At 71.3% G+C, this 12445-nt stretch carries 9 protein-coding genes; 4 read left to right on the top strand and 5 right to left on the bottom strand.

Features of this window, described 5'->3' with window-relative positions; genetic code table 11:
• Positions 1–162: 162 nt before the first annotated feature.
• The 4 genes from ACH4SP_RS19745 (at position 163) to ACH4SP_RS19760 (ending at position 5879) form a co-directional block, all read left to right on the top strand.
• Entirely contained in the window at positions 163–474 is a 312-nt protein-coding gene (locus tag ACH4SP_RS19745; RefSeq protein ID WP_398417193.1) for a YtxH domain-containing protein, read from the top strand.
• A 113-nt stretch (positions 475–587) separates the two neighbouring features.
• On the top strand, positions 588–2036 hold the full coding sequence (locus tag ACH4SP_RS19750) for an FGGY family carbohydrate kinase (RefSeq protein WP_398416611.1): 1449 nt from the start codon (positions 588–590) through the stop codon (positions 2034–2036).
• 172 nt (positions 2037–2208) lie between these two features.
• The gene (locus tag ACH4SP_RS19755; protein ID WP_398416613.1) at positions 2209–3942 is read left to right on the top strand and encodes an ABC transporter ATP-binding protein; all 1734 of its coding nucleotides are present in this window, start codon (positions 2209–2211) and stop codon (positions 3940–3942) included.
• The gene (locus ACH4SP_RS19760; RefSeq protein WP_398416615.1) at positions 3939–5879 is read left to right on the top strand and encodes an ABC transporter ATP-binding protein; all 1941 of its coding nucleotides are present in this window, start codon (positions 3939–3941) and stop codon (positions 5877–5879) included. Before ACH4SP_RS19755 ends, ACH4SP_RS19760 begins: the two co-directional genes overlap by 4 nt.
• Positions 5880–6195: 316 nt before the next feature.
• Here ACH4SP_RS19760 and ACH4SP_RS19765 read toward each other — a convergent pair whose 3' ends face one another.
• The 5 genes from ACH4SP_RS19765 to ACH4SP_RS19785 all read right to left on the bottom strand — a co-directional run bounded on the left by ACH4SP_RS19765 (position 6196) and on the right by ACH4SP_RS19785 (position 12342).
• Complete coding sequence (locus tag ACH4SP_RS19765) at positions 6196–7320, bottom strand: RNA polymerase sigma factor (protein WP_398417194.1); 1125 nt, start codon at positions 7318–7320, stop codon at positions 6196–6198.
• 150 nt (positions 7321–7470) lie between these two features.
• Positions 7471–9369, bottom strand: a complete 1899-nt coding sequence (gene dnaG, locus ACH4SP_RS19770; RefSeq protein ID WP_398416617.1) for a DNA primase — start codon at positions 9367–9369, stop codon at positions 7471–7473.
• A 72-nt stretch (positions 9370–9441) separates the two neighbouring features.
• On the bottom strand, positions 9442–10722 hold the full coding sequence (locus tag ACH4SP_RS19775; protein WP_398416620.1) for an NAD(P)/FAD-dependent oxidoreductase: 1281 nt from the start codon (positions 10720–10722) through the stop codon (positions 9442–9444).
• A gap of 90 nt (positions 10723–10812) precedes the next feature.
• On the bottom strand, positions 10813–12096 hold the full coding sequence (locus tag ACH4SP_RS19780) for a deoxyguanosinetriphosphate triphosphohydrolase (protein ID WP_398416622.1): 1284 nt from the start codon (positions 12094–12096) through the stop codon (positions 10813–10815).
• A 54-nt stretch (positions 12097–12150) separates the two neighbouring features.
• A complete protein-coding gene (locus tag ACH4SP_RS19785) occupies positions 12151–12342 on the bottom strand; it encodes a hypothetical protein (protein WP_398416624.1) in 192 nt (63 codons plus the stop codon).
• Positions 12343–12445: the final 103 nt, after the last annotated feature.

Consider the following 12445-nt stretch of genomic DNA (forward strand, 5'->3'; position numbering starts at 1 on the left):
TGCACCTCCGCCCGGTCTTCCCGGGGGCGTGCGCCCGCTGCGAGACATACATTAGCGCAAGCAGGGGGGTGCTCCGCCAATCGGTATGCCCCGGGATGATCAGCGGGCAGGCCGGGTAGGCGGTCGGCACACCGACACCGTTGCAGGAGAAGGGTGGCAGCCATGCGCTACCGGCTCACGTTCGTCGCCGGACTGGCTCTCGGATACGTGCTCGGCACCCGGGCCGGGCGCGAGCGGTACGAGCAGATCAGGAAGTCCGCCCAGCGGATCGCCCAGAACCCGGCCGTGCGGAACACCGCGGAGTCGGCGGCCCAGAGCGGCCGGGAGTTCGCGGGCAAGGCGGTGCACACCGTCACCGAGAAGGTCGGCGACAAGGTGGGCAACCGGGTTCCCGAGTCGGTCGCCCAGCGGGTGCGGTCGCTGAAGGAGCGCAGGCAGAGCGGCGAGGACGACTGGGGCACGAGCAACACCTGATCCGCCAGCGCCCGATCCGGGGGTGCGGGGGCACCGGCGAGGTCTGTTCCCCCCTGTCACTGATTCCACAGCTGCCGCATCCCGCCTCGGTGGGGTGCGGCAGAATCGTGTGCATGGGCATAGTCGCGGGGTTGGACAGTTCGGCCGGATTCACACACGTCGTCGTCTGCGACACCGACACCGGTGCCGTACTGCGTGAGGGGTACGCCCCCCATCCGGTCGAGGAGAAGGCCACCGAGGCGGATCCGCAGGCGTGGTTGCTGTCGCTGGGCGACGCCGCCGCGGACGGGCTGCTCGACGACGTCCAGGCGATCGGGGTCTCCGCGCAGCAGCACGGACTCGTACCTCTTGACGCGCACGGGACGCCGGTGCGGGCCGCGCTGCTGGGCAATGACAAGCGGGCGCAGGTCGCCGCGGCCGATCTGGTGGAGGCACTGGGCAGCAAGCAGGCGTGGGCGGAGGCCGTCGGGGCGGTTCCGACGTCGCCGCAGCCGCTGGCCAAGCTGGCCTGGATGGCGCGGCACGAACCGCAGAACGCGGCACGGGTCGCGGCGGTCATGCAGCCGCACGACTGGCTGGTCTGGCAGCTGCTCGGCCGGCCCGCGCGACGGACGACCGACCGGGGCGCTGCTTCGGGTACGGGTTACTGGTCGGCGGCCACGGGTGCGTACCGGCCGGACCTGGTGGAGCTGGCGCTCGGGCACCAGGCCTCGCTGCCCGAGGTGCTCGGCCCCTCGGACGCGGCGGGGACGACGCCGGAGGGGCTGCTGATCTCGGCGGGTACGGGCGAGACGATGGCCGCCGCGTTCGGGCTCGGGGTCGGGGTCGGGGACGCCGTGGTGTCGCTGGGGGCTTCGGGCTCGGTAATGGCGGTGCACCACGAGGCACTGGCCGATTCGAGCGGGATGATCACGTCGTTCGCCGACGCGACGGGCATGCACCTGCCGGTGGTGCACACGTCGAACGCGGTGCGGGCACTGCGGGGGACGGCCGAACTGCTGGGCGTGGAGGGCGGGTTGGAGGAGCTGTCCGCGTTGGCGCTGAAGTCGACGCCCGGTGCGTCCGGGCTCGTACTGCTGCCGTATCTGGAGGGTGAGCGGACGCCGTGGCTGCCGCACGCGGCGGGCACGCTGTTCGGGCTGCGGCGGGAGTCGATGAAGCCCGAGCACCTGGCGCGGGCGTCCTTCGAGGGCATGCTGTGCTCGCTGGCGGACGCGATGGACGTACTGCGCTCGCGCGGGGTGCAGGTGCGGCGGGTGTTCCTGCTGGGGGCGGCCGCCGAGCTGCCGGCCGTGCAGGCGATGGCGCCGATGATCCTCGGCACTCAGGTGGTCGTGCCGCAGCCCGCGCAGTACGCGGCGCTGGGGGCGGCGCGGCAGGCGGCGTGGGCGCTCGGGGTGGCGCAGGGGACGCTGTCGCCGCAGGCTCCGCCGGCCTGGCAGGGTGCGGTGGCGCAGGTGCTGGAGCCGGGCGAGGAACTCGCGGCGGGCGGGGCGGTGCGGCAGCAGTACGGGGCGGCGCGCGAGCAGCTCCACCCCGGGGCGTTCGGGGCTGCCGAGTAGCGGTCGGGCGGGAGCGAGGGGTGTGACCGCCGGGCACGCCCGGGTTCCCGGCCGGGCGCGCGGGGTCAGGTCTTGACCCGGGTTTGGGGAAATCCCTTGGGCGCGGTGGGGGCGGTTGGCGGAGGATGGGAGGCCGCATCCCTGTCCCCCGCCGTCCGACGAAAGACTGCGCGTGCTTCTCAAGCTGCTGCGGGCCCATCTCGGCCCGTACAAGAAACCCATAGGTCTGCTGGTCGTGCTGCAGCTGCTGCAGACCAGCGCCTCCCTCTATCTGCCCACCCTCAACGCGGACATCATCGACAACGGTGTCGTGAAGGGGGACACGGGCTACATCCTGGAGTTCGGCGCGCTCATGATCGCGGTGAGCGTCTTCCAGGTCGTCTGCAACGTCGGAGCCGTCTTTTACGGGGCGCGGACCGCTTCGGCGCTCGGGCGGGACGTCCGGGCTGCGGTCTTCGCGCGGGTGCAGAGCTTCTCGGCGCGGGAGGTCGGACAGTTCGGGGCGCCGTCGCTGATCACACGGACGACCAATGACGTCCAGCAGGTGCAGATGCTGGTCCTGATGAGCTTCACGCTGGTGGTGTCCGCGCCGATCATGTGCGTGGGCGGCATCATCATGGCGCTCGGCCAGGACGTTCCGCTGTCGGGCGTGCTGCTCGCGGTGGTGCCGGTGCTCGGCATCTGCGTCTCGCTGATCGTGCGGAAGATGCGGCCGCTCTTCCGGTCCATGCAGGAACGGCTGGACACCGTGAACCGGGTGCTGCGCGAGCAGATCACCGGCAACCGGGTCATCCGGGCGTTCGTGAAGGACGAATACGAGAAGGACCGGTTCCGGAAGGCCAACGAGGACCTGACGGAGGTGTCGCTGGCGACCGGTCGGCTGATGGCCCTGATGTTCCCGATCGTGATGACCGTGGTGAACGTGTCGAGCGTCGCCGTGGTCTGGTTCGGTGCGCACCGGATCGACAGCGGGGGCATGCAGATCGGTGCGCTGACCGCGTTCCTGGCGTATCTGATGCAGATCGTGATGTCCGTGATGATGGCCACCTTCATGTTCATGATGGTGCCGCGCGCGGAGGTGTGTGCCGAGCGGATCGAGGAGGTCCTGGGCACCGACAGCAGTGTGGTGCCGCCGGAGGCACCGGTCGTCGAACTGCACCGGCACGGCCGACTGGAGCTGCGGGGCGTCGAGTTCAGCTATCCGGGCGCCGAGGAGTCGGTGCTGAAGGACATCCGGATCGACGCGCGTCCCGGCGAGACGACCGCGATCATCGGGTCGACCGGGGCGGGCAAGTCGACGCTGCTCGGGCTCGTACCGCGGCTGTTCGACGCGACCGGCGGGGAGGTCCTGGTCGACGGGGTGGACGTACGGACGCTGGATCCGGTGCTGCTCGCGAAGACGGTGTCGCTGGTTCCGCAGAAGCCCTATCTGTTCTCGGGGACGGTCGCGAGCAATTTGCGATACGGAAACCCGGAGGCGACGGACGAGGAGCTGTGGCGGGCGCTGGAGACGGCGCAGGCGCGGGACTTCGTGGAGCAGCTGGACGGCGGGCTCGACGCGCCGATCTCACAGGGCGGTACGAACGTGTCCGGCGGACAGCGGCAGCGGCTGTCGATCGCGCGGACGCTGGTGCAGCGGCCCGAGATCTATCTCTTCGACGACTCGTTCTCCGCGCTGGACTACGCGACGGACGCGGCCCTGCGGGCGGCGCTCGGGCGGGAGACCGCGGAGGCGACCGTCGTCATCGTCGCCCAGCGGGTGTCGACGATCCGGGACGCGGACCGGATCGTGGTGCTGGACGAGGGCCGGGTGGTGGGTACGGGACGCCACCACGAGCTGATGGAGACCAATGAGACCTACCGGGAGATCGTGCTCTCCCAGCTGACGGAGGCTGAGGCGGCATGAGCGGGCCCGGTGGACGCATGATGGCGGGACCCCCGACCGAGAAGTCCATGAACTTCAAGGAGTCGGGGAAGCGGCTGGTGCGGCAGCTCGCCCCGGAGAAGGCCGCGCTGTGGGTGCTGTTCGTGGCGCTGGTCTTCAGCGTCGCGCTGTCGGTGGTCGGGCCGAAGATCCTCGGTGCGGCGACCGACCTGCTCTTCGCGGGGATCGTGGGCCGCACCATGGAGAGCGGCACCACGAAGGCGCAGGCGCTGGAGCAGCTGCGCAGGAACGGCGACGGCGGGTTCGCGGACATGCTGTCCGGGGTGGACTTCACCCCCGGGCAGGGCATCGACTTCGGTGCGGTGGGTGCCGTGCTGCTGGTGGTGCTCGGGGTGTACGTCGGCGCGGGCCTGCTGATGCTCGTGTCGACGCGGATGGTGAACCTGGCGGTCAACCGGACCGTGTACCGGATGCGCCAGGACGTACAGGCGAAGCTGTCGCGGCTGCCGCTGTCGTACTTCGACAAGGCGAAGCGCGGCGAGGTGCTGTCGCGTACGACGAACGACATCGACAACATCGGTCAGACGATGCAGCAGACGATGGGCCAGCTCATCAACTCCGTGCTGACCGTGGTGGGCGTGCTGATCATCATGTTCTGGATCTCGCCGCTGCTCGCGGTGGTGGCGCTGGTGACGGTGCCGCTGTCGGTGGTCGTGGCGGCGAAGGTCGGCAAGCGCTCGCAGCCGCAGTTCGTGGCGCAGTGGAAGACGACCGGTGCGCTGAACGCGCACATCGAGGAGATGTACACCGGGCACTCGCTGGTCAAGGTCTTCGGGCGGCAGCACGAGTCGGCGGAGGCCTTCCGCGAGCAGAACGACAAGCTCTACGAGGCGGGCTTCAAGGCGCAGTTCAACAGCGGGATCATGCAGCCGCTGATGATGTTCGTGTCGAACCTGAACTATGTGCTGGTGGCCGTGGTGGGCGGGCTGCGGGTCGCTTCGGGGACGCTTTCCATCGGGGACGTGCAGGCGTTCATCCAGTACTCGCGGCAGTTCTCGATGCCGTTGACGCAGGTCGCCTCGATGGCCAACCTGGTCCAGTCCGCGGTGGCCTCGGCGGAGCGGGTCTTCGAACTGCTCGACGCCGAGGAGCAGGCGCCGGACGCGGTGGACGCGCCGGGGCTGCCGGTGACGGACGCCGACGAGCCGCGCGGGGCGGTGGAGCTGGAGAACGTCTCCTTCCGCTACGAGCCGGACAAGCCGCTGATCGAGGACCTGTCGCTGCGGGTCTCCCCCGGGCAGACGGTGGCGATCGTCGGGCCGACGGGGGCCGGGAAGACGACCCTGGTCAATCTGCTGATGCGGTTCTACGAGGTGACCGGGGGCCGGATCACCCTGGACGGCGTCGACATCGCGAAGATGTCGCGGGAGGAGCTCAGGTCCGGGGTCGGGATGGTGCTGCAGGACACGTGGCTGTTCGGCGGGACGATCGCGGACAACATCGCGTACGGGGCGGCGGGGCCTGTCACACCGGAACAGATCGAGGAGGCGGCCAGGGCCGCGCACGCGGACCGCTTCGTGCGGACGCTGCCGGACGGGTACGACACCGTCATCGACGACGAGGGGGCGGGGGTCAGCGCGGGCGAGAAGCAGCTGATCACGATCGCTCGGGCGTTCCTGTCGGATCCGGTGATCCTGGTGCTGGACGAGGCGACGAGTTCGGTCGACACGCGGACCGAGGTGCTGATCCAGAAGGCGATGGCCAGGCTGGCGCACGGGCGGACTTCGTTCGTGATCGCGCACCGGCTCTCCACGATCCGGGACGCGGACGTGATCCTGGTGATGGAGAACGGCGCGATCGTGGAGCAGGGGACGCACGGGGAGCTGTTGGCGGCGGAGGGGGCTTATGCGGGGCTGTACGCGGCACAGTTCGCCCAGGCGGTGGTGGAGGTCGAGTAACCGGCCTCCGGCCGGGGGGGGTGGGGGGCTGCTGTGCCGGCACCGGGGGTGAGTGGTCTTCGTGCGGGTGCGTCGTGGCTGGTCGCGCAGTTCCCCGCGCCCCTAACTGCCTGCCCCCTAGCCCCCTTGGGCAGTGAACCCGCCCTAGCCCCCTTGGGCAGCGGGGCCGCCCCCGGGGGCGGGACGGGTGGGCAAGGGGGCGGCCCCCCACTGCGGCACGCCCCACCCCGACCGCACGCGCTCGCCACCGCCCCGCGTCCCCGCCCGCACCCCGCGCCCCGCGCCCCGCGCCCCGCGCCCCGCGCCCCTAAAAGCTTCAGTCCAGGTAACCCCGTAGCTGGTCCGCGAAAGCGTGGTCCCTCAGTTTGTTGAGGGTCTTGGACTCGATCTGGCGGATGCGTTCCCGCGTGACGCCGAAGATGCGGCCGATCTCTTCGAGGGTGCGGGGGCGGCCGTCCGCCAGCCCGTAGCGGAGCTGGACGACCTTGCGTTCGCGTTCGCCGAGGGTCGAGAGGACCGCTTCCAGGTGTTCGCGCAGCAGCAGGAAGGCCGCGGACTCGACGGGGGACGTGGCGTCGCCGTCCTCGATGAGGTCGCCGAGTGCCACGTCGTCCTCCTCGCCCACCGGGGCGTGCAGGGACACCGGTTCCTGGGCGAGGCGCAGCACCTCGCCGACCCGCTCCGGCGTGAGGTCGAGCTGGGCGGCGACCTCTTCCGGGGTGGGTTCGCACCCCCGCTCCTGGAGCATGCGGCGCTGCACCCGTACGACGCGGTTGATGAGTTCCACCACGTGGACGGGGACCCGGATCGTGCGGGCCTGGTCGGCGAGGGCCCGCGACATGGCCTGGCGGATCCACCACGTCGCGTACGTGGAGAACTTGAAGCCGCGGGCGTAGTCGAACTTCTCGACGGCCCGGATCAGGCCCAGGTTTCCCTCCTGGACCAGGTCCAGCATGGTCAGCCCCCGGCCGACGTACCGTTTCGCCACGGAGACGACCAGGCGGAGGTTGGCCTCTATGAGGCGGCGCTTCGCCATCCGGCCCCGTACCACCAACTTGTCGAGATCCAGGGCGAGTTGGGAATCGAGGTCGGACGCTCCTGCGAGTTTCTCCTCGGCGAAGAGGCCCGCCTCCACACTGCGGGCGAGTTCGACCTCGTCGGCGGCGGTGAGCAGCGGTATGCGGCCGATCTCCCGCAGGTACTGGCGGAAGAGGTCGGAGGACGGGGTGGCGGACTCGCCGGCCCGGTGCGGGCGCTCGGGAGGGTCGGGGCGTTCCTGCTCCTGCTCCCGCTCGCTCTCCGGCTCGCGTTCCTCCACTGCGTCGTCGGTGGACTCCGTCGCCTCCACCGTCGATTCCGGATGGCGCTCGGCGCGGCTCTGCGTGGGTACGGCCGCGACCAGATCGGTCAGGGTCTGGGTCTGCACGGGGGCGACCTCCAGGGTGAACGCTGCCGGGTCGGAGCCTCAGGCACCGCACTCCAGTGTGGGGTGCGACACACGACCGCCGCGAGGGGCGTGCGGTGACTTTTTGAGTCCGGTCCGTGACCGAGCGGTTACCCGGAAGCGCTAGGCCTGTCCGGCGGACAGGTTCTAGAGGGCTGCCGCGCCGTGGTTGCGCAGGGAGCGGGCGTACTGCTGGAGGACCCAGAGTTCGTTCTGCACGGCGGCCAGGTGGGCGGGGTCGCCGTTGCTGCCGACTCGGGCCAGGGAGCCCTGGACTTCGAGGATGCGGCGGTCGACGGCGCGCAGGCGGACCTGGACGAGCTGGACGCCCGCGTACACCTCGTCGACCGTCTTCGCGTGGATCGCTTCGACGGCCAGTTCCGTGACCATGGCTCTGACCTGGTCGTTGATGGCCGCTTCGCGGACTCTGGCCAGGTAGTCGGCGGCGGCCCCGGCGCCCAGTTCGGCGCCACCGGCCTCCTCGATGGTCTGGCGGACGGCGGCGTACGGGGGTGCGGTGAACTCGTCGGCGCCGTACGCGTCGAAGGCGGGCGAGACCAGGTCGGGGCGCTGGAGGGCGAGCTTGAGGAGTTCGCGCTCGGTGCGGTGGACGGGGCTGCGCAGGTTGAGGGCGGGGCCCGCAACGACGGGGGCGGGCGCCCCGGTGTCGTACTGCCGGGGGGTCTGCGGGGACGGCGCGCCGCGGCCGCCCCGGTCCTTCGCCCAGCGGGCGAGCTGCGCGATGCGCTTGACGACGAACTGGGTGTCGAGGATGCCGAGCATGCCCGCGAGCTGGACCGCGACCTCGTGCTGCGAGGCGCTGTTCTTGATGCGGGCGACGACCGGGCCCGCCTCGTCGAGGGCGGCGGCGCGGCCGGCCGGGGTCTCCAGGTCGTAGCGCGCGATGATCTGGCGCAGGGCGAACTCGAAGAGCGGGGTGCGGGGCTGGGTGAGGTCCACGACCGCTTCGTCGCCCTTGATGAGGCGCAGGTCGCAGGGGTCCATGTTGTCGGGGGCGATCGCGATGTACGTCTCGGCGGCGAACTTCTGGTCGTCCTCGAAGGCGCGCAGGGCGGCCTTCTGGCCCGCGGCGTCGCCGTCGAAGGTGAAGATGACGCGGGCCGATCCGTTGTCCATCAGGAGGCGGCGGAGGATCTTGATGTGGTCGCCGCCGAAGGCGGTGCCGCAGGTCGCGATCGCGGTGGTGACGCCGGCCAGGTGGCAGGCCATGACGTCGGTGTAGCCCTCGACGACGACGGCCCTGCTGACCTTCGCGATGTCCTTCTTGGCCAGGTCGATTCCGTACAGGACCTGGGACTTCTTGTAGATCGGGGTCTCGGGGGTGTTGAGGTACTTCGGCCCGTTGTCGTCGTCGCGGAGCTTGCGGGCGCCGAAGCCGACGACCTCGCCGCCGATGTCGCGGATCGGCCACATCAGGCGGCCGCGGAAGCGGTCGATGGGGCCGCGGCGGCCGTCCTGGGAGAGGCCGGAGGTGATGAGCTCCTTGTCGCTGAAGCCCTTGCCGCGCAGGAAGCGGGTGAGGTGGTCCCAGCCCGCCGGGCTGTAGCCGACGCCGAAGTGGGCGGCGGCGCCCTGGTCGAAGCCGCGCTCGGCGAGGAACTTGCGGCCGATTTCCGCTTCCGGGCTCTCCAGCTGCTGGATGTAGAAGTCGGCTGCGGCCTTGTGCGCCTCGACCAGGCGGGTGCGTTCGCCGCGCTGGGTGGAGGGGTTGTAGCCGCCCTCCTCGTACCGCAGGGTGATGCCCGCCTGGGCGGCGAGGCGCTCGACCGTCTCCGCGAAGGTGAGGTGGTCGATCTTCATCACGAAGGCGATCGTGTCGCCGCCCTCCTGGCAGCCGAAGCAGTGGAAGAGACCCTTGCTCGGACTGACCTGGAAGGACGGGGACTTCTCGTCGTGGAAGGGGCAGAGGCCCTTGAGGTTGCCGCCGCCCGCATTGCGGAGCTGAAGGTACTCGGACACGACGGCGTCGATCGGGAGCGCCTCCCGGACCGCCTTCACGTCGTCGTCGTTGATCCTGCCTGCCACGCGTGAAGTGTACGGGGCGGGTCGGACACTCCGACGTGCGTGGTCGGCGGACCGGGGTGCGGGCGGGTGCGATCAGGCCGCGATCAGCGACTCCAGGGGCACGGAGGGGTCGGCGAGGGCGTGCTGGTCGACCTCGGTGCCGCTGCGGATGAGGCGCTGGATCTGGTCGGTGACGTCCCACACATTGACGTTCATGCCCGCGAGGACCCGGTGGTCCTTCAGCCAGAAGGCGATGAACTGGCGCTTGCCCGCGTCGCCGCGCACCACGACCTGGTCGTACGTCCCCGGGGGCGCCCAGCCCGAGTACTCCAGGCCGAGGTCGTACTGGTCGGAGAAGAAGTACGGGATGCGGTCGTACGACGCCCCGCGCCCGAGCATGGCGCGGGCGGCGGCGGGACCGCCGTTGAGGGCGTTCGCCCAGTGCTCGACGCGCAGCCGCTGCCCGTGCAGCGGGCTGCCGGGGAGGTGCAGGGGTACGGCGGCGACGTCGCCGGTGGCGTAGATGTCGGGGTCGCTGGTGCGCAGGTGGCCGTCGACGGCGATGCCGCCGCCGTGCGCGCGGTCGACGAGGGCCAGGCCGGAACTCTCGGCGAGGGCGGTGCGGGGGGCGGCGCCGATGGCGGCGAGCACGTCGTGGGCGGGGTGCTCCTCGCCGTCGTCGGTGAGGGCGGCGAGGACGAGGCCGTCCTGGCCGACGATCTCGGTGAGGCGGGCCCCGAAGTGGAAGCGGACGCCGTGCTCGGCGTGCAGGTCGGTGAAGAGCTGGCCGAGCTCGGGGCCGAGTACGGAGTGCAGGGGGGTCGGCTCGGGCTCGACGATCGTCACCTCGGCCCCGTAGCCGCGTGCGGCGGCGGCGATCTCCAGGCCGATCCAGCCGGCTCCGGCGACGACGAGGTGCCCGTTGTCACGGCCGAGGGCGGCGAGGACGCCGCGCAGCCGCTCCGCGTGGGAGAGGCGGCGCAGGTGGTGCACGCCGGCGAGTCCGGTGCCGGGGATGTCGAGGCGGCGGGGCTCGGAGCCGGTGGCGAGGAGGAGCTTGTCGTAGTGGATGAGGGTGCTGTCGCCGAGGCGGACGGTCTTCCCCTCGCGGTCGAGGTGCACGACGGGCTGGCCGAGGTGGAGTTCGACGTCGTTGGCGGCGTACCAGCCGGTCTCGTGGACGAAGACGGAGTCGCGGTCGGACTTGCCCGCGAGGAAGCTCTTGGAGAGGGGCGGGCGTTCGTAGGGGTGGTCGCGTTCGTCACCGATCAGGATCACCCGGCCGGTGAAGCCCTCCGTGCGGAGGGTTTCGGCCGCTTTCGCGCCGGCGAGTCCGCCGCCGACGATGAGGTAGGTCTGATCTGCGTCGACCACTTGATGCCTCCTGTGTGCGCGTGGGGTTTCGAGCGTCCCGCACGGACGGTTACGGGGGAAGAGGGGGTGGGCAGGGGCGGGCCGGGGCGCTCAGCGCCGCGTCGTCAGCCGCTCGTGCAGCGACCTCGCCGACGAGTCCGTCAGTGCCGCGATCTGGTCGACCAGGACGCGCTTGCGGGCCCTGTCGTCGGGGGCCGTGTCGAAGAGGGCGCGGAACTGGGGGTCCAGCCCCTCCCCCGGCGCCCGCAGCGTCAGTGCCTCGGCCAGTTCCGCGATGACGATGCGCTGGTCGGCGCGGAGCCGCTCCTGCTCCTCGCGCTGCATCACGTACCGGTCGGCGACCGCCTTCAGCACCGCGCACTCGTTGCGCGTCTCGCGCGGGACCACCAGTTCCGCCGCGTACCGGGTGAGCCGGCCGCCGCCGAAGGCGGCCCTCGTCGCGGTCTCCGCCGCCGTGCAGAAGCGGCCGATGAGCTGGCTCGTCGCGTCCTTGAGGCGGGCCTGGGAGATCGCCGAGCCGTCGTAGCCGTGCGGCCACCACTCCTGGTCCGTGAGCCGGTCGAGGGCGGCGGCCAGCTCGGCGGGGTCGGTGTCCTCGGAGACGTAACGGCCGCGTGCCACCTCGTAGATCTCGCGCCGCTCCGGCTCGGCGAGGAGGAGGCCCGGGTCGAGGTGGCCGGCGTGCAGTCCGTCCTCGAAGTCGTGCACCGAGTAGGCGACGTCGTCGGACCAGTCCATGACCTGGGCCTCGAAGCACTTGCGGAACTCGGGGGCGCCTTCGCGCACCCAGCGGAAGACGGGGAGGTCGTCCTCGTACACCCCGAACTTCACCGAGGCGGGGTCGGTGGGGTGACTGCCGCGCGGCCAGGGGTACTTGGTGGCGGCGTCCAGGGCGGCCCGGGTGAGGTTGAGGCCGACGCTGACAGGCTCGCCGGTCTCCGCGCCGGACACGAAGCGCTTGGGTTCGAGGCGGGTGAGGAGGCGCAGCGACTGGGCGTTCCCCTCGAAGCCGCCGCAGTCCTTGGCGAAGTCGTTGAGGGCCTGCTCGCCGTTGTGCCCGAAGGGCGGGTGGCCCATGTCGTGGGAGAGGCAGGCCGCTTCGACCAGGTCGGGGTCGCAGCCGAGGGCGGCGCCCAGCTCGCGGCCGACCTGGGCGCACTCCAGGGAGTGGGTGAGCCGGGTGCGGGGGCTGGAGTCCCACACCTGGCTCCTCGAACCGGGTGTGACCACCTGGGTCTTGCCCGCCAGGCGGCGCAGCGCGGCGGAGTGCAGCACGCGGGCGCGGTCGCGCTGGAACGCGGTCCTGCCGGGCCGTTTGTCGGGCTCGGCGTCCCAGCGCTGCGTCGCGGCCGAGTCGTATGCGGTGCTTTCCATACCGATGACCGTAACCGCAGCCACCGACAGTCGCCCCCACCCGCCGCGTGCAGGTCAGGCGGGTGTGGGCGACCCCGGAGGTGTCCGGGTCCCGTTGCGGGACACCCGGCCGAGCTGGGCGGAGAGCTGGGCGGTGATACGGGTGAGGAGTTCGGCGGTGCTGTCGAGGGGCAGGGAGTGGGGCTCGCCGTGCGTGCGCGCGGGGTCCCCGGGGGTTTCTCGCGGTGCTGCCGACTCTGTCGTCATGTCCCGATGCTCCTCCTCGCGGATTGCGTCGGCGTTGCGCGGGAGTGACGGCTGATTCCGTACGCGGCCCGGCCTGCCCGGCCTGCGGGGAGCCTCTTGAGGA

The sequence above is a fragment of the Streptomyces sp. NPDC021093 genome, assembly GCF_044333135.1.
In the GTDB taxonomy this organism is placed as follows: Bacteria; Actinomycetota; Actinomycetes; order Streptomycetales; family Streptomycetaceae; genus Streptomyces.